Here is a 17,434-nt window from a genome sequence, read left to right on the forward strand (position 1 = left end):
CGCACACGGTCGGCCGCTCGGCGAATCCGGCGGGTCCGGCGGATCCGGTGAATGGTGAATCCGGCGGATCCGCTGGGGCGGTCCCTACCGGATCTCCAGGATCTTCTCCCGCATCGCGTAGACCACGGCCTCCATCCTGGAGTGCAGCTGAAGCTTCTCCAGGATGTTGCGCACGTGGTTCTTCACGGTGTTCTCGGAGATGAACAACTCCTTGGCGATATCCCGGTTGTTCATTCCGGTGGCCACCAGCTTGAGCACTTCCAGCTCACGGTCGGTGAGCCGCGGGGCGGGGACGAGCCTGCGCTCGTCGGTGCGCTGGATCATCGACTTGAACTCGGTGAGGAGTTTCGACGCCATGGACGGGCTGATCTGCGACTGGCCGTCGGCGACCGCGCGGATGGCGGTGGCGACCTCGTCGGTGGAGATCTCCTTGAGGAGATATCCGGTCGCGCCCGCCTTGATCGCCTCGTAGAGGTCGGCTTCCTCGTCGCTGATCGTCAGCATGATGATCTTCGCGCTGGGTGCCACCTCCTTGATGGAGGTGCACGCCTCGATGCCACCGCGCTTGGGCATCCGGACGTCCATCAGCACGATGTCGGGCAGCAGGTCGGCGGCCTTGTCGACGGCCTCCGCGCCGTCCCCCGCCTCGCCGACGACCTGGATGTCCTCCTCGGCCGCGAGCACGATCTCCAGGCCCCGGCGGAACAGCGCGTGGTCGTCGACGACCAGCACTCTGATCGGCTCCTTGCGTGGAGTGCCCGTGTCGGGGCCCATCCCGACGACGCCGCCGTCGGCATCCTCGTCCCGCATCGGTCCGAAGCTGTCCGCCATCGTTCCTCCCCCTGAAGGCCGTGGCCCGTCGAGCGCCATCGCCAACCCAAGGCAACGGCCCACCGGTTGAGCCGTTGCGGCCATGATTCCATGCCTGGACGGCAACCCGGTGACAGTGCGGGGCGCGAAGTGGTCGCACGCCGGTGCCCCTGGGGGCGCACACGCGCTCCAGGGGCACCGGCTCAGCTGTCAGCCGGGCGGGTCAGCCGCCCAGCGTGCCCCCTGCGGCGGGGGGTTCTGCCTGCGCGACCATCGGATCGGTGCTCAGGTGGATGACGCCGTAGTCGTAGGCGTGCCGCCGGTAGACGACGCTCGGTTCCTTGGTCTCGGAGTCGACGAACAAGTAGAAGTCGTGGCCGACCAGTTCCATCTCGTAGAGGGCCTGGTCGAGAGACATCGGTGACGCGACGTGGGTCTTCTCGCGGACGATGAGGGGCCCGTCGCCCTTCACCTCGAGCGAGCCGATCTTCCTGGTGGGGACGCCGTCCGGCTCGTCGTCGTGGACGGGGTCGCCGTTGATGTCGAGCGTGGCCGCGTCCGGGACGTGGTCGGCGACCTCGGCCGCCGGGATCCGGCGCGCGCCACGGCGCGAGAACCTCTTGTCGTGCTGCTTGCGCAGCCGGGCGTCCAGCTTCTCGGCAGCCAGGTCGAGTGCCGCGTACGGGTCATTGGCCGCCGCCTCCGCCCGGATCACCGGACCGCGGGAGCGGAGCGTGATCTCCACTCGGTCGCATCGGTCGGCCTGTCGGGGGTTGGGCTCCTTGGACACCTCGACGTCGAGGCTGATCACCTTGCCGTCGAGCTTCTGGATCTTCTCCAGCTTCAGCTTCTCGGCCACGTGCTTGCGGAACCGCTCGGGCACCTCGGTCTTGCGGCCCTTGACGACGATGTCCACGCAGAACTCCGTTCCCGGATAGCTCCGCTTCAGTGGCGGAGCGTCTCCCTTTCGCACCAAGCTCCGGTTTCACCGGAACCTCGGACTGGGTGACTTCCACCTCCTCCCCCGCGGGAAAGATCTCTGTCCCGCCGGCTCGGGTGATGGGCGAAAAAACCGCGACACGGCGTTCGGACAGATGAGGTACGGGCCAGCGCCTTTTCCTCACAACCGAACATATCTCGCCCGGAGGTATGTCGTCACCCTCTACTGAGCCGTACCTCCGTTCAGGTGAATTGGCCCTCTCATTACCTGCAACGATGCAAGATCTCGATCAGTTCCGGTTTATTTCGAAAGAGTCCGGTGCTGCCGCGACCACTGCCGCGCAGACCACTGTTCCGGCACCGCCCTTACCCCGCATCTCCGGCCCGGCGCCCGTCCGCAGGGCCTCTCCGTCGTCTCGTCCAGTCGTTCGTTCTCCTCTGCCTTCCCGGCTCTCGGCGTCGTACACGGCCCATTCGGTCAGCACCTCCGTTCGCGCTGTCGCCCGCGCCACCGCGCGCGCCGCCTCGGTGAGCGAGGCGCCCGTCGTCATGAGGTCGTCGACGAGCACCACCGGGCCGCCGTGCAGCAGCCGTTCCACTCCGGGGGCGACGGCGAGCGCGCCCGCGAGGTTGGCCGTCCGCTGCCGGGCGTCCAGTCCCGCCTGGTCGGACACCGCGCGGCGCTGGCCGAGCGCCGCGAGCACCCGGGCCGGTGTCCCGGTGCGCCGCAGCTCCCCGGCCGCCGCGAGCGCGATCCGCCGCGCCGGGTCGTGCCCCCGCGCCCGCACCGCGGCCCGCGCGGACGGCACCGGCACCAACAGCACCGGCGCACCCCCACCCGGGTCCGTGGCGCCCTCGTGCGCCGCCTCCCGCAGCGCCGACCTGACGGCTGCCGCGAGGGCCGCGCCCAGGGGTCCCCGGAGGCCGAGGGCGCCCCGCTCCTTGTGCGCGAGCAGCAGCGCCCGTACCTCGTCCGCGTACCGGGCCTTGGCGTGCACCAGGGGCAGGCCGGGCTGCTCGACCTCGGGCCGTACCCGGCCGGGTACGGATGCGCCCAGCGCGGCACGGCACCCCGGGCAGAGCGCCGTGCGAGGCGCCCCGCAGCCTCCGCACTCGGCCGGCAGCACCAGGTCGGTCAGGTCCCGCCACAGCCCCCGCATGTCCACCACTGTGCGGCAGCGGCACCGGACCGGCCACCCCTGTGGACAACTCCCTGTGGACAACGCCCCGGCCCGGCGGCCGACCGTCACCCACAGGTGTCCCGGCCAGGACAGACAGGCCGTCTCAGCCACGTCGGCCGGGACGGACCGGCCGGGTCAGCCGTCAGCCGTCAGCCGTCAGCCGTCAGCCGTCAGCCGTCAGCCAGGACAGACCGGCCGTCTCAGCCGGGATAGACCGGCGTCGTCCCGTCCGAGACCACCTTCTGCCACTGCGCGCCGGCCTGGAGCCGCACGATCCCATCCTCGGAGTAGGCCACCAGCGGCAGCCGGTCGTCCTCGGCGGCGGTGATCTCCTTGACGCCGGACAACGCCGCGGGCGCCGACCCCTCGGGTGTGGAGCCGTCGACCTGGACGTACCGCGTGGTCTGCACGCCGCCCTGTTCGCGTCCGACCACCACGAGGCGGCTGTCGCCGGCCCACGACATGGTCGTCACGTCCTCGAAGTCCGGTGTCGCGGAGTGCAGTTCGAGCACCGAGACGGTCGGCTTCTCGCCCGTCTCGCCGGTGCGTTCGATACGCCCGATGAGCAGCGACTTCTTGTCGCCCTTGGTCACCACGAGCGCGATCCGGACACCGTCGGCGGCGACCTTGACGTCCTGGATCCGCCCGTCCAGGCGCGGTGCCTTGACGACGACGGGTTCACCCGCGCCCTGCTCCAGCAGGAGCAGCCTCGGGTCCGCGGTGTCCCGGTCGGCCACCCACAGGTCGCCGCGCGCGTCCCAACTGGGCGCCGTCAGCCGGTCGTCGTCGGTGGCGCCGTGGCTGACCAGCACGGGGTCCCCGAGCGAACCGCCCGACACCAGGGAGGTGACGTACAGTTCGCGGCCGTCGGTCGTGACGGCGGCGGCGGAGTGCTCGTCCCTGGCCACGGCGACGGACCGCAGCGGCCTGCCGCCCTCGCCGAGCGCGCCCGGCACCGGGTCAGGCCGGGTGCCGGTGCTCCCGGACGGCAGCCGGACCAGCCGGTTCTTGCTGTCGAGGAAGTACAGGTAGTCGGGGTGGCGCCGCGAGCCGCGGAGGGCGACGTCGTCCGCGTGTTCCTCGTCGAGCGAGCACAGGCGCTGCGAGCCCGACCGCAGTTCGACCTGGTCGACGGCCGGGGTGAGGCCCTGCAGGGAGAACAGCAACTGGGCGGCCATCTCGGCGCACTTGGTGGCGCCGACCCGGGCCGCGTTGGCGTTCAGCGGCACGGTGAGCTTGTTCTGGTCGTCGGGCGTCAGCGCGGTGACGCCCTTCTGGAGGCCGGTCCCGGTGGGGAAGCCCGTGCGCACCACGGGGTCGAGCCACCGGGTGGGCCCGCTGAGCACCGACCGGACCAGCTCCGTCACGGGGTCCACACGCCGACGCACGTACACCGGGTCGGCGACCGCCGAGGTCTGCTCGGCGGCGCCCGCGACGGTGTTCGAGGCGAAGAAGTACTTGTCGACGGACATGTAGATGCGCTGGAAGTCCGACTTCCCCATGACGACGCCCTGCGGCAGGCCGTCGATGCGCCACTGCTTGGTCTTGGCGTCCCGCGCGAGGTGCACGGGCGCGTCGTAGGCGCCGCCCGCGGGCGCGTACGAGTCCTGGGCGTCCACGGTGGCGACCTTCGTGCCCGCCAGGTGGAAGGCCAGGTCGTCGGTGGCGTCGCGGCCGTCCCGGTTGCTGTCGGCCACCATGCCGGGGCCGTCCGCGAGGACCGTCACGGACTGGCCGGGCCGCCAGGTCTTCGAGGCCCGCTCGGTCAGATACTGCCTGGCCGTCGAGTAGAGCGGGTCGTCGCTGGTCAGCGCCTCCAGGAAGCCGGAGACGATGTCCGAGGGCTGGGCGTCCTCCTGCGGCGGCATCGCGAACACCCGCACCTGGGTGTCCTGCCGTGGCGTGGAGTCCACCCCGCGCAGATCCCCGCTGTCGGGCATCGACGCGCACCCCGAGAGGAGGACGACACCGCAGGCGGCGTACGTCAGCACGCGCGCGTAGCCGCGCCGGGCGTCCTCCGGGCGGTCAGCGCCCACGAAATGCCTCCCCATGCGTGTGCGAGCCGTCCTGCGCGGTGTCCGCGCGCCCCTCGGTCTCCTCGCGCGCCCCCTCCGGGCGCCGAGCGCCCGACACCGGTCGCGGCACCACGCGCGCGCCGTTGCCCGGCAACGCCGTGGGATCGGCCGTGGCGCCCGCGCCGGTGCTCCTGGGGGCGAGCTGCGGCCTCTGGTCCCCGGCGGGCTGTACGGGCACGGTGGCGGCCTTGGCGGCGCCCTCACGCGGCAGCCCGGCGGCCTTCAGCTCACGGTTGCGGCGGGAGTCCTTGGGTTCCAGGGGTATCGGCGAGCCCCGCAGCGGCTCGTCCGCGGTCCTCGGCAGCGTCAGCCGGAACTGCGAACCGCCGCCCGGCTCCCCCCACGCCTGGAGCCAGCCGCCGTGCAGCCGCGCGTCCTCCAGGGCGATCGACAGACCGAGTCCGGTGCCGCCGGTGGTACGCGCGCGTGCCGGGTCGGCCCGCCAGAAGCGGCTGAAGACCCGGGTGGCCTCGCCGGGCTTGAGCCCCACGCCGTAGTCGCGGACGGCGACGGCGACCGCCCCGCCCGCCGACGCCAGTTTCACGATGACGTCCTTGCCCTCGCCGTGCTCCACGGCGTTGACGACGAGGTTGCGCAGCACCCGCTCCACCCGCCGCGCGTCCGCCTCGGCGACCACGGGCTGCTGGTCGCCGACGATCCGTATCGCGGTCCCCTTGCGCTCGGCGAGCGGCTCGGCCCCGCTGACGACCCGGCGCACGACCTCACGGAGGTCTATCGCCTCCGCCTCGAGCGCCGCGGCGCCCGCGTCGAACCGGCTGATCTCCAGCAGGTCGGCGAGGAGCGACTCGAACCGGTCCAGCTGGTCGGCGAGCAGCTCGGCCGAGCGCGCGGTCACCGGATCGAAGTCCACCCGCGCCTCATGGATGACGTCGGCGGCCATCCGCACGGTGGTCAGCGGGGTGCGCAGCTCGTGCGAGACGTCCGACACGAACCGCCGCTGCATCCGCGAGAGGTCCTCCAGCTGCTGGATCTTCAGCTGGAGGTTCTGCGCCATCTTGTTGAAGGCCTCGCCGAGCCGCGCGATGTCGTCCTCGCCGGTGACCTTCATCCGCTCCTGGAGCCGTCCGGCGGAGAGCCGCTCGGCGATCCCGGCCGCCATCCGCACCGGCGTGACGACCTGCCGCACCACCAGCCAGGCGATCGCCCCGAGAAGCACGACGACGAAGAGCCCCGCCGTCGCCAGCGTGCCCTTGACCAGGCTCAGCGACTTCTCCTCCTGGGTGAGCGGGAAGAGGTAGTACAGCTGGTAGGGGTCGCCGTTCGGGTCGTTGACCTGCTTGCCGATGACCAGCGCGGGCTGGGACTCCTTGTCGGAGTCCTTGTAGATGATCCGTGTGTAGCGCTGGGACGCGGCGGTGCTGTCGTTGATCCGCGCGCGCAGGTTCTCGGGCACGCTCACCGTCGGGTCGATGCCGCCGGAGGCACGCGGTCCGCGCGCGGGGCCGCTGTCGTCGCCCGCGGGCAGCGTGACGACGTCGAAGGCGCCCTGGCCGCCGCTGGACAGCGACGAGACCAGGTCGCTCATCCACGCGATCACGTTCTGCGAGGAGCGGCCGTCGGGCGAGGTGGGGTCGTCGGCCGTGCCCGCGGCGGCCTCGTCGGCGCGCTGCTTGGCCACCGCGAAACCACCGGTGGCCTGGGACTGGGACGCCTTCACCTTGGCGTCGAGCAGCCCGTTGCGGACCTGCCCGATGACGACGAAGCCCAGCAGCAGCACCACGCCGAGCGACATCAGCAGGGTCGTGACGACGACCTTGAGCTGGATGTTGCGCCGCCACAGCCGCATGACCGGCAGCAGCGGCCTGCGCAGCCAGCGCATGAGGAGCCGCAGCACCGGACTGCCCTGGACCCCGCCCTGCAACAGGCCGCCCGCCGGCAGGCGCCCCCAGCGGGAGCCGGCCGGGCTCCGGCCGACAGGCCGCCCCGCGCGGGCCCCGTCGCGCCCGTGCGCCGGAGCGGCACTGTCACCGGACATGTCAGCTCGGCCCTGCCTTGTAACCGACCCCGCGGACGGTCACCACGATCTCCGGCCGCTCCGGGTCCTTCTCGACCTTGGAACGCAGCCGCTGCACATGCACGTTGACCAGCCGGGTGTCGGCGGCGTGCCGGTAACCCCAGACCTGCTCGAGCAGCACCTCACGGGTGAACACCTGCCACGGCTTGCGGGCCAGCGCCACCAGCAGGTCGAACTCCAGCGGTGTCAGCGCGATCGACTGACCGTCCCGCTTCACCGAGTGCCCCGCCACATCGATGACCAGGTCACCTATGGCGAGCTGTTCGGGCGCCGGCTCCTCCGACCGGCGCAGCCTGGCCCGGATCCGGGCCACCAGCTCCTTCGGCTTGAACGGCTTGACGATGTAGTCGTCCGCCCCGGACTCGAGGCCCACGACGACATCGACGGTGTCACTCTTCGCCGTCAGCATCACGATGGGCACCCCGGACTCCGCCCTGATCAGACGGCACACCTCGATGCCGTCCCGACCGGGCAGCATCAGGTCGAGGAGCACCAGATCCGGCTTGGCCTCCCGAAAAGCGGCCAACGCCTTGTCACCGTCGGCTACGAAAGACGGCTCAAAACCCTCACCACGCAGCACGATGCCGAGCATCTCGGCAAGTGCGGTGTCGTCGTCGACGACAAGGACTCGTCCCTTCATAACGACATCATCCCATTAGCTAATCGTTACCTGGCGTGACCTGGCACACAGCTCAGCAAGAGCCTCTGCCGTCACGGGCGAAACGGCGCCCTCTTCCGTGACGATCGCGGTCACCAGCTCGGGCGGCGTCACATCGAACGCCGGGTTGTACGCCTGGGTCCCCAGGGGTGCCACCGGAATCCCGCCTCCCGCTCCCGCCACCGCCCCCTGCGGCGTGGTGATCTCGGTCACCTCGAACCCCGGACGCTGCTCCACCTCGATGGAAGCGCCGTCCGGCGTCCGGAGATCGACCGTCGTCACCGGCGCCACCACGATGAACGGCACGTGGTGATACCGGGCGAGCACGGCGAGCGGATAGCTCCCCACCTTGTTGGCCACCGAACCGTCGGCCGCGATACGGTCCGCCCCGATCAGCACCGCGTCCACCTCACCGGACGCGAACAGCGAGCCGGCCGCGTTGTCCGTGAGCAAGGTGTACGCCATGCCGCTGCGAGCCGCCTCGTATGCCGTCAGGCGAGCACCTTGCAGCAAGGGACGCGTTTCGTCCACCCAGAGTCTGCGCAGCTCGCCCGCCCGGTGCGCCGCGAGGGCCACCGCGAACGCCGTCCCCTCACCGCCCGACACCAGCGCCCCGGTGTTGCAGTGCGTGAGGATCCGGTGCCCGCCGCCGGGCAGCAGCTCACCCAGCAGCGCCAGACCGTGCTCCGCCATCCGGACACTCGCCGCCGCGTCCTCCGCGTGCAGCCGCCGCGCGGCGGCCAGCGCCGCCGCGGCGGCCGACCCCTCCTCGCCGCTCCTGGCGAACTCGGCCCGGTGCGCCTCCCGCGCCCTGCGCACCCCGAGGGCCAGGTTCACCGCGGTGGGCCGGGCCCCGGCCAGCGCGTTCGCCGCCTCGTCCACGTCGAACCCGCGCGCGGCGGCGAGCGCGACGCCGTACGCCCCCGCGATGCCGAGCAACGGCGCTCCCCGCACGGCGAGCGACCGGACCGCCTCCACCAGCGCGGACGCGTCCGTGCAGACCAGCTCGACCTCCTCGGCGGGCAACCTGGTCTGGTCGAGAAGGACCAGGACGGGACCTTCGGGTGGCTCCTCCCAACGGATCGCCGGTATCTCGGTGGGCCTGCTGTTCTCGCCGGTTCGCGCCTGCTGATCAGCCATGCGATCAGTCTGCCCCGTGCACGCCGGACAATTGAAGGTGTCCAGCGCACACCGCGGCCGGTACCGCGATGACCACCCCATGGCACGATGGCAGCCAACCTGCCGCCGCGACCGCGGACGGGCACCGTGAAGGAGCGACGATGAACGACACTCCGGGCTGGGCGTCGCCCGGATCTGCCCCGTCCGACGGGCACGAGCCCGGCACCTCCGACCCCGCCGACCAGCAGGGCCGCCAGTCCGACGGCCAGGGCGTGAAGTGGTCCAAGGACCAGCCGCCCGCAGGCCAGTGGTCCGCGCCCACCGGCGCCCAGGTCCCCGGCCAGGCGCAGCCGCCGTCGACCGGCCAGGGCTGGGGCGGCACGCCCCCCACCGGCCCCGCGGGCGGCTGGGGAGCAGGCCAGGGCGGCTACGGAGGCCCCGGCGGCCCAGGGCCCTACGGCGGCGGCTGGGGAAGCGGCTGGGGCGGCCCGCCGCCCGCGGCCAAGCCCGGCGTGATCCCGCTCCGCCCGCTCGGCGTGGGCGAGATCCTCGACGGCGCCGTCTCCACCATGCGCACCCACTGGCGCACGGTCCTCGGCATCTCGCTGACCGTCGCGGTCGTCACCCAGGTCGTCGTCATCCTGCTCCAGGGCCTGGTCCTCGACGACGCCTCCCGCACGATGGACCTCGACGACCCGAACGCCTCCTCCCAGGAGGTCTTCCGCGCGATGGGCAACGCGCTGCTCGGCCTCGGCGCCGTCTCCCTGATCGCGCTCATCGGCACCGTCGTGGCGACCGCGCTGCTGACGACCGTCACCAGCCGGGCCGTCCTCGGCAAGCCCGTCACCACCGGCGAGGCCTGGCGCGACGCCCGCCCGCAGCTGCCGAAGCTGTTCGGGCTGATCCTTCTGCTGCTCGCCATCGTGTTCGGCCTGGTCCTGATCGGCGCCGTGCCGGGCATCATCGTCGCCGTCTCCGGCTGGGGCGACGCGGGAGCCGCCCTCATCGGGCTCGGCTGCCTGGCCGGCGCGGCCCTCGCGCTCTGGCTGATGATCCGCTTCTCGCTGGCCTCCCCCACCCTGATGCTGGAGAAGCAGGGCATCGGCACCTCGATGCGGCGCTCCGCCAAGCTCGTCAGGGGCTCCTGGTGGCGCGTCTTCGGCATCCAGCTCCTCGCGACGATCATCGCGAACCTCGTCTCGTCCCTCGTCGTCCTGCCCTTCAGCGTCATCGGCGCCCTCGCCGCCGACGGCGGCTTCGTCGGCCTCCTCGACGAATCCAGCGGCCTGGGCTGGACGTTCCTCATCGTCAGCGGCATCGGCTCGGTGATCGGCTCCATGATCACGTTCCCGATCACCGCGGGCGTGACCGTGCTGCTCTACGTCGACCAGCGCATCCGCCGCGAGGGCCTCGACCTCGAACTGGCCCGCGCCGCGGGCGTCCAGGGCTACGGCGCCGAAGCCGGCGCGGGAGGATGATGCGGTGAGCCTGGCGGGGGGAGCACTCACCACGGCACCGGCAGCCCTGCCGGACGCCACCGAACCGGCCGCACGCGCCCTGCCGCGCGCCGCCGGCCCATCCGTACGGTCCCTGCTGACCGCCTCGGGCGACCAGCCGCCGCTCACCGTCCCCCGCGACCCCGCGCGGGAGGCGGCCCGGCACGAGCTGTCCAAGGGCATGTACCACGAGAACGATCCCAGCCTGGTCGAACGCGCCCTCAACGCGTTCTGGGACTGGATCGGCAAACTGTTCGAAACCGCCGCGTCGGCCACACCCGGCGGGACGGTCGGCCTGATCGTCGTCATCGTCGCCGTCCTCGCCGTGATCGGCGCCCTCTGGTGGCGCCTCGGCACCCCGCGGCGCCACCCGGTCTCGGCCGCCGTCCTCTTCGACGACCGTCCCCGCAGCGCCGCCGAACACCGCTCGGCCGCCGAGGCGCACGCCGCCCAGGGCCACTGGAACCGGGCCGTCCAGGAACGCATGCGCGCCATCGTCAGGTCCCTGGAGGAACGCGCGCTCCTCGACGTCCGCCCCGGCCGCACCGCCGACGAGGCCGCCACCGCCGCGGGCCGCCCGCTGCCCTCCCACGCGGCGCGACTGCGCACCGCCGCCCGGGACTTCGACGACGTCACATACGGCGGACGCAGCGCGACACCGACGTCGTACCAGCGCATCGCCGACCTCGACCGCGACCTCGAACGCGCCAGGCCCCGCCTCGCGAGCAGCACGGCCGCCCACGCCCACAAGGGGGCCGCCGAATGACCACCGAGGCCACGCTCCCGACCACCTCCTCCGCCCTCGGCGTCCGCCAGGTGTGGACCCGCGCGCGGGGCGTCACGCTCGCCGTCGTGCTGCTGCTGACGGCGGCCGTCGTGATCGCCGTGATCCGCTCCGACAGCAAGCACGGCGTCCTCGACCCGCGCTCCGTCGACCCCTACGGCAGCCGCGCCGTCGCCGAACTCCTCGCCGCCGACGGCGTCTCCACGCGCACGGTCGGCACCCTCGACCAGGCCCTCACCGCGGCCGGCCCCGACACCACCGTCCTCGTCACCGTCCCCGACCTGCTGACGCGGAGCCAGCAGACGCGCCTGCGCAAGGCCCTCGACGGCTCCGGCGGACGCACCGTCCTGCTCGCCCCGGGCAGCGCCTCCGTGGAGCGCCTCGTCCCGGACGTCACCGCGGACCCCGCCACCAGCGAGGTCTCGGCACGCGACCCGCGGTGCGACCTGCCCGCGGCCCGGCGCGCGGGCCCCGCCGACACCGGCGGCCTCCGCTACACCACCACCCACCTGGGCGCCGACGCCTGCTACCCCAGCCAGCGCCTGGCCACCCTGCTGCGGGTGCCGGACAGCACCGGGGACGGCGACACCGTCGTCCTCGGGGCGCCCGACATCCTCTTCAACGAACGTCTCGACAAGCAGGGCAACGCCTCGCTCGCCCTCCAACTCCTCGGCTCCCGCCCCCATCTGGTCTGGTACCTCCCCTCCCTCTCCGACTCCTCGGCCACCGGCGCGGGCGGCGAGCAGGACTTCATGGATCTGCTGCCCTCGGGCTGGCTCTGGGGCACGCTGCAACTCTTCATCGCGGCAGCACTCGCCGCCCTCTGGCGGGCACGCAGGTTCGGCCCGCTGGTGCCCGAGAGACTCCCCGTGGCGATCCGCGCCTCCGAGACCGTCGAAGGCCGGGCCCGCCTCTACCGCAAGGCGAACGCCCGCGACCGCGCCGCGACCGCTCTGCGCTCCGCCACCCGCACCCGCCTCGCCCCTCTCGTAGGCGTCCCCGTCTCCCAGGCGCACACGCCCGAGGCCCTGCTCCCCGCCCTGTCCGCCCACCTCCACGGTGACGGCCAGGCCCTGCGGACCCTCCTCTTCGGGCCGCCGCCGGGCGACGACAAGGCGCTCGTCTCCCTCACCGACCAACTCGACGCCCTCGAAAGAGAGGTACGCCGTCCATGATGGACCCGACCACTGACAACGCCGGGCCGACCGGGGACCAGGGCAGTGCCCGCGCCTCCCTGGAGGCCCTGCGCGCCGAGATCGCCAAGGCCGTGGTCGGCCAGGATCCCGCCGTGACCGGCCTCGTCGTCGCCCTCCTCTGCCGCGGCCACGTACTCCTCGAAGGGGTCCCGGGAGTCGCCAAGACGCTGCTCGTCCGCGCCCTCGCGTCCGCGCTCGAACTCGACACCAAACGCGTCCAGTTCACCCCGGACCTGATGCCGAGCGACATCACGGGCTCCCTCGTCTACGACACCCGCAGCGCCGAGTTCTCGTTCCAGCCCGGCCCGGTCTTCACCAACCTGCTGCTGGCCGACGAGATCAACCGCACCCCGCCGAAGACGCAGTCGTCCCTCCTCGAGGCGATGGAGGAACGCCAGGTCACCGTCGACGGCACCGCGCGCGCCCTCCCCGACCCGTTCCTGGTCGCCGCGACCCAGAACCCGGTCGAGTACGAGGGCACGTACCCGCTCCCCGAGGCCCAGCTGGACCGTTTCCTCTTGAAGCTGACGATCCCGCTGCCGTCCCGGCAGGACGAGATCGACGTCCTCACCCGCCACGCCGACGGTTTCAACCCGCGCGACCTCAAGGCCGCAGGCGTGCGCCCCGTCGCGGGCCCCGCCGACCTGGAGGCCGCGCGCGCGGCCGTCGCCAAGACGACCGTCTCCCCGGAGATCACCGCCTATGTGGTCGACATCTGCCGGGCCACCCGCGAGTCCCCGTCCCTCACCCTCGGGGTGTCCCCGCGCGGCGCGACGGCCCTGCTCTCCACGGCCCGCGCGTGGGCCTGGCTGACCGGCCGCGACTACGTGACCCCCGACGACGTGAAGGCCCTCGCCCTGCCCACCCTCCGCCACCGGGTGCAGCTGCGCCCCGAGGCGGAGATGGAGGGGGTGACGGCGGACTCCGTCATCAACGCGATCCTCGCCCACGTCCCCGTCCCCCGCTGATGGCGTTCACCGGACGCGCCGCGCTCCTCGCGGCCCTCGGCTCGCTCCCCGTCGGCCTGTGGGATCCCGGTTGGACGGGCATCCTCGCGGTGAACGCGCCGCTCGCGGTGGCCTGCGCCTGCGATTTCGCGCTGGCCGCGCCGGTACGCCGGCTCGGCCTGTCCCGCTCGGGCGACGCCTCGGTACGGCTGGGCGAGGGAGCCGATGTCACCCTCACGGTCACCAACCCGTCGGGCCGCCCGCTCCGCGCCCAGCTCCGCGACGCCTGGCCGCCCAGCAGCTGGGAGCCGGGGACGGAGGTGGCGGCCTCCCGCCACCGTCTGACCGTGCCCGCGGGTGAACGCCGCCGCGTCACGACCCGTCTGCGCCCGACCCGCCGCGGCGACCGCCGGACGGACCGTGTGACGATCCGCTCGGCGGGCCCGCTCGGCCTGTTCACCCGCCAGGGCACCCACCGGGTTCCCTGGACGGTACGGGTCCTGCCGCCGTTCACCAGCCGCAAGCACCTCCCCGCGAAGCTCGCCAGGCTCCGCGAGCTCGACGGCCGCACCAGCGTCCTGACCAGGGGCGAGGGCACGGAGTTCGACAGCCTGCGCGAGTACGTTCCTGGTGACGACACCCGCTCGATCGACTGGCGTGCGACGGCTCGCCACGCCACGGTCGCGGTCCGCACCTGGCGTCCGGAGCGCGACCGGCACATCCTCGTGGTCCTGGACACCGGACGCACGTCGGCGGGCCGGGTCGGCGATGTGCCGCGCCTTGACGCCTCCATGGACGCGGCCCTTCTCCTGGGGGCGCTGGCCTCCCGCGCCGGGGACCGCGTCGATCTCCTGGCCTTCGACCGCCGGGTGCGCGCCCTGGTCCAGGGCCGCTCGGCCCGCGATGTCCTTCCGTCTCTCGTGACGGCGATGGCGACCCTCGAACCCGAGCTGGTGGAGCTGGACGCCAGGGGTCTCACCGCGACGGCTCTGCGCACGGCCCGTCGCCGCTCGCTGATCGTGCTCCTGACGAGCCTGGACGCGGCCCCGGTGGAGGAGGGCCTGCTTCCGGTGCTCTCCCAGCTCACCCAGCGCCATACGGTCCTGGTGGCGTCGGTGGCGGATCCGTATGTCGCCCGTATGTCCGAGGCCCGGGGTGACACGGAGGCGGTGTACGAGGCCGCTGCGGCGGCCCAGGCGCAGAGCGAACGCCGCCGCACCGCGGAACAGCTCCGCAGGCACGGTGTGACGGTGGTCGACGAGACGCCGGACGATCTGGCGCCGGCGCTGGCGGACGCGTATCTGGCGCTGAAGGCGGCCGGCCGCCTGTAAGGAATCCCGTAAAAGAAAAAGGGGCTCCGCAAGGAGCCCCTGAATAGACCGATCTCTCGATCCGTCACCACACCTGAAACGAAGAGAGCCCCGCACCATACGGTGCGGGGCTCTCCCCAAAAATTGTTCGGCGGCGTCCTACTCTCCCACAGGGTCCCCCCTGCAGTACCATCGGCGCTGAAAGGCTTAGCTTCCGGGTTCGGAATGTAACCGGGCGTTTCCCTCACGCTATAACCACCGAAACACTATGAAACTATCCAGCCACACCACAACCAACCCAGCGGGTTCAGGTGTGGGGCTGTTCGTGGTTTCAGAACCAACACAGTGGACGCGAGCAACTGAGGACAAGCCCTCGGCCTATTAGTACCGGTCACCTCCACACGTTACCGTGCTTCCAGATCCGGCCTATCAACCCAGTCGTCTACTGGGAGCCTTAACCCATCAAGTGGGTGGGAGTCCTCATCTCGAAGCAGGCTTCCCGCTTAGATGCTTTCAGCGGTTATCCCTCCCGAACGTAGCCAACCAGCCATGCCCTTGGCAGGACAACTGGCACACCAGAGGTTCGTCCGTCCCGGTCCTCTCGTACTAGGGACAGCCCTTCTCAAGACTCCTACGCGCACAGCGGATAGGGACCGAACTGTCTCACGACGTTCTAAACCCAGCTCGCGTACCGCTTTAATGGGCGAACAGCCCAACCCTTGGGACCGACTCCAGCCCCAGGATGCGACGAGCCGACATCGAGGTGCCAAACCATCCCGTCGATATGGACTCTTGGGGAAGATCAGCCTGTTATCCCCGGGGTACCTTTTATCCGTTGAGCGACGGCGCTTCCACAAGCCACCGCCGGATCACTAGTCCCGACTTTCGTCCCTGCTCGACCCGTCGGTCTCACAGTCAAGCTCCCTTGTGCACTTACACTCAACACCTGATTACCAACCAGGCTGAGGGAACCTTTGGGCGCCTCCGTTACTCTTTAGGAGGCAACCGCCCCAGTTAAACTACCCATCAGACACTGTCCCTGATCCGGATCACGGACCCAGGTTAGACATCCAGCACGACCAGACTGGTATTTCAACGACGACTCACACCGAACTGGCGTCCGATGATCAAAGTCTCCCAGCTATCCTACACAAGCCGAACCGAACACCAATATCAAACTGTAGTAAAGGTCCCGGGGTCTTTCCGTCCTGCTGCGCGAAACGAGCATCTTTACTCGTAGTGCAATTTCACCGGGCCTATGGTTGAGACAGTCGAGAAGTCGTTACGCCATTCGTGCAGGTCGGAACTTACCCGACAAGGAATTTCGCTACCTTAGGATGGTTATAGTTACCACCGCCGTTTACTGGCGCTTAAGTTCTCAGCTTCGCCGAGACGAATCTCGACTAACCGGTCCCCTTAACGTTCCAGCACCGGGCAGGCGTCAGTCCGTATACATCGCCTTACGGCTTCGCACGGACCTGTGTTTTTAGTAAACAGTCGCTTCTCGCTGGTCTCTGCGGCCACCCCCAGCTCACCGTGTAAAACGGATCACCAGACGTGGCCCCCCTTCTCCCGAAGTTACGGGGGCATTTTGCCGAGTTCCTTAACCATAGTTCACCCGAACGCCTCGGTATTCTCTACCTGACCACCTGAGTCGGTTTAGGGTACGGGCCGCCATGAAACTCGCTAGAGGCTTTTCTCGACAGCATAGGATCATCCACTTCACCACAATCGGCTCGGCATCAGGTCTCAGCCATGTGTGCGACGGATTTACCTACCGCACGGCCTACACCCTTACCCCGGGACTACCATCGCCCGGGATGGACTACCTTCCTGCGTCACCCCATCACTCACCTACTAACCGCTTGGTCCGGCGGCTCCACCACTCCCCTCAACTCCGAAGAGATCAGGGCGGCTTCACGGCCTTAGCATCACGATGCTCGATGTTTGACGCTTCACAGCGGGTACCGGAATATCAACCGGTTATCCATCGACTACGCCTGTCGGCCTCGCCTTAGGTCCCGACTTACCCTGGGCAGATCAGCTTGACCCAGGAACCCTTAGTCAATCGGCGCACACGTTTCCCACGTGTGTATCGCTACTCATGCCTGCATTCTCACTCGTCAACCGTCCACAACTCGCTTCCGCGGCTGCTTCACCCGGCAGACGACGCTCCCCTACCCATCCATACAGGCGTTGGCCCTATAGTATGAATGACACGACTTCGGCGGTACGCTTGAGCCCCGCTACATTGTCGGCGCGGAATCACTAGACCAGTGAGCTATTACGCACTCTTTCAAGGGTGGCTGCTTCTAAGCCAACCTCCTGGTTGTCTGTGCGACTCCACATCCTTTCCCACTTAGCGTACGCTTAGGGGCCTTAGTCGATGCTCTGGGCTGTTTCCCTCTCGACCATGGAGCTTATCCCCCACAGTCTCACTGCCGCGCTCTCACTTACCGGCATTCGGAGTTTGGCTAAGGTCAGTAACCCGGTAGGGCCCATCGCCTATCCAGTGCTCTACCTCCGGCAAGAAACACACGACGCTGCACCTAAATGCATTTCGGGGAGAACCAGCTATCACGGAGTTTGATTGGCCTTTCACCCCTAACCACAGGTCATCCCCCAGGTTTTCAACCCTGGTGGGTTCGGTCCTCCACGAAGTCTTACCTCCGCTTCAACCTGCCCATGGCTAGATCACTCCGCTTCGGGTCTTGAGCATGCTACTGAAACGCCCTGTTCGGACTCGCTTTCGCTACGGCTTCCCCACACGGGTTAACCTCGCAACACACCGCAAACTCGCAGGCTCATTCTTCAAAAGGCACGCAGTCACGAGACACCAGCAAGCTGATGTCCGACGCTCCCACGGCTTGTAGGCACACGGTTT

General features: G+C 70.1%; 12 protein-coding genes and 2 rRNA genes (1 of these 14 cut by a window edge). 5 read left to right on the plus strand and 9 right to left on the minus strand.

Features of this window, described 5'->3' with window-relative positions; all coding sequences use genetic code 11:
• Positions 1 to 84 precede the first annotated feature (84 nt).
• From DDJ31_RS15535 to mtnA, 7 genes are all read right to left on the minus strand, one after another.
• Positions 85 to 831, minus strand: a complete 747-nt coding sequence (locus DDJ31_RS15535; protein ID WP_127179693.1) for a response regulator — start codon at positions 829 to 831, stop codon at positions 85 to 87.
• Between the two features lie 202 nt (positions 832 to 1,033).
• Positions 1,034 to 1,726, minus strand: coding sequence for a ribosome hibernation-promoting factor, HPF/YfiA family (gene hpf / locus DDJ31_RS15540; protein ID WP_240678196.1), 693 nt, complete (start codon positions 1,724 to 1,726; stop codon positions 1,034 to 1,036).
• Positions 1,727 to 2,039: 313 nt separating this feature from the next.
• The gene (locus DDJ31_RS15545; RefSeq protein WP_127179692.1) at positions 2,040 to 2,909 is read right to left on the minus strand and encodes a ComF family protein; all 870 of its coding nucleotides are present in this window, start codon (positions 2,907 to 2,909) and stop codon (positions 2,040 to 2,042) included.
• Positions 2,910 to 3,130: 221 nt separating this feature from the next.
• Positions 3,131 to 4,966 carry an LpqB family beta-propeller domain-containing protein gene (locus tag DDJ31_RS15550; protein ID WP_240678195.1) on the minus strand — a complete coding sequence of 612 codons (1,836 nt, stop codon included), beginning with the start codon at positions 4,964 to 4,966 and terminating at the stop codon, positions 3,131 to 3,133.
• Entirely contained in the window at positions 4,956 to 7,001 is a 2,046-nt protein-coding gene (gene mtrB, locus DDJ31_RS15555; RefSeq protein ID WP_127179690.1) for an MtrAB system histidine kinase MtrB, read from the minus strand. The genes DDJ31_RS15550 and mtrB overlap by 11 nt, the downstream gene beginning before the upstream one ends.
• Position 7,002: 1 nt before the next feature.
• Positions 7,003 to 7,680, minus strand: coding sequence for a two-component system response regulator MtrA (mtrA, locus tag DDJ31_RS15560; protein ID WP_009333493.1), 678 nt, complete (start codon positions 7,678 to 7,680; stop codon positions 7,003 to 7,005).
• Positions 7,681 to 7,695: 15 nt separating this feature from the next.
• Positions 7,696 to 8,838 (minus strand): S-methyl-5-thioribose-1-phosphate isomerase, encoded by a 1,143-nt coding sequence (mtnA, locus tag DDJ31_RS15565; RefSeq protein ID WP_127179689.1) that lies wholly within the window; start codon positions 8,836 to 8,838, stop codon positions 7,696 to 7,698.
• A gap of 140 nt (positions 8,839 to 8,978) precedes the next feature.
• Between mtnA and DDJ31_RS15570 the strand changes: the two genes are divergently transcribed.
• Genes DDJ31_RS15570 through DDJ31_RS15590 form a run of 5 tightly spaced genes read left to right on the plus strand, consistent with a single transcriptional unit; the run spans position 8,979 to position 14,571 of the window.
• Positions 8,979 to 10,295 (plus strand): glycerophosphoryl diester phosphodiesterase membrane domain-containing protein, encoded by a 1,317-nt coding sequence (locus DDJ31_RS15570; protein WP_127179688.1) that lies wholly within the window; start codon positions 8,979 to 8,981, stop codon positions 10,293 to 10,295.
• Positions 10,296 to 10,299: 4 nt separating this feature from the next.
• On the plus strand, positions 10,300 to 11,079 hold the full coding sequence (locus DDJ31_RS15575; RefSeq protein WP_127179687.1) for a DUF4129 domain-containing protein: 780 nt from the start codon (positions 10,300 to 10,302) through the stop codon (positions 11,077 to 11,079).
• Positions 11,076 to 12,272 (plus strand): DUF4350 domain-containing protein, encoded by a 1,197-nt coding sequence (locus DDJ31_RS15580; RefSeq protein ID WP_127179686.1) that lies wholly within the window; start codon positions 11,076 to 11,078, stop codon positions 12,270 to 12,272. Before DDJ31_RS15575 ends, DDJ31_RS15580 begins: the two co-directional genes overlap by 4 nt.
• The gene (locus DDJ31_RS15585) at positions 12,272 to 13,261 is read left to right on the plus strand and encodes an AAA family ATPase (protein WP_127182773.1); all 990 of its coding nucleotides are present in this window, start codon (positions 12,272 to 12,274) and stop codon (positions 13,259 to 13,261) included. The genes DDJ31_RS15580 and DDJ31_RS15585 overlap by 1 nt, the downstream gene beginning before the upstream one ends.
• Complete coding sequence (locus DDJ31_RS15590; protein ID WP_127179685.1) at positions 13,261 to 14,571, plus strand: DUF58 domain-containing protein; 1,311 nt, start codon at positions 13,261 to 13,263, stop codon at positions 14,569 to 14,571. Before DDJ31_RS15585 ends, DDJ31_RS15590 begins: the two co-directional genes overlap by 1 nt.
• 125 nt (positions 14,572 to 14,696) lie before the next feature.
• Here DDJ31_RS15590 and rrf read toward each other — a convergent pair.
• Together rrf and DDJ31_RS15600 are read right to left on the minus strand one after the other, a co-directional pair.
• A 5S ribosomal RNA gene (gene rrf, locus DDJ31_RS15595) occupies positions 14,697 to 14,813 on the minus strand.
• Between the two features lie 98 nt (positions 14,814 to 14,911).
• A 23S ribosomal RNA gene (locus tag DDJ31_RS15600) occupies positions 14,912 to 17,434 on the minus strand; it runs 598 nt beyond the window's last position.

Source organism: Streptomyces griseoviridis (assembly GCF_005222485.1).
GTDB lineage: Bacteria > Actinomycetota > Actinomycetes > Streptomycetales > Streptomycetaceae > Streptomyces > Streptomyces hintoniae.

Bases quoted from the DNA above. Each gene is read 5' to 3' on its own strand.
- DDJ31_RS15535 (WP_127179693.1), bottom strand. From the start codon at position 831: ATGGCGGACAGCTTCGGACCGATGCGGGACGAGGATGCCGACGGCGGC.
- DDJ31_RS15545 (WP_127179692.1), bottom strand. From the start codon at position 2,909: ATGCGGGGGCTGTGGCGGGACCTGACCGACCTGGTGCTGCCGGCCGAG.
- mtrB (WP_127179690.1), bottom strand. From the start codon at position 7,001: ATGTCCGGTGACAGTGCCGCTCCGGCGCACGGGCGCGACGGGGCCCGC.
- mtrA (WP_009333493.1), bottom strand. From the start codon at position 7,680: ATGAAGGGACGAGTCCTTGTCGTCGACGACGACACCGCACTTGCCGAG.
- mtnA (WP_127179689.1), bottom strand. From the start codon at position 8,838: ATGGCTGATCAGCAGGCGCGAACCGGCGAGAACAGCAGGCCCACCGAG.
- DDJ31_RS15570 (WP_127179688.1), top strand. From the start codon at position 8,979: ATGAACGACACTCCGGGCTGGGCGTCGCCCGGATCTGCCCCGTCCGAC.
- DDJ31_RS15580 (WP_127179686.1), top strand. From the start codon at position 11,076: ATGACCACCGAGGCCACGCTCCCGACCACCTCCTCCGCCCTCGGCGTC.
- DDJ31_RS15585 (WP_127182773.1), top strand. From the start codon at position 12,272: ATGGACCCGACCACTGACAACGCCGGGCCGACCGGGGACCAGGGCAGT.
- DDJ31_RS15590 (WP_127179685.1), top strand. From the start codon at position 13,261: ATGGCGTTCACCGGACGCGCCGCGCTCCTCGCGGCCCTCGGCTCGCTC.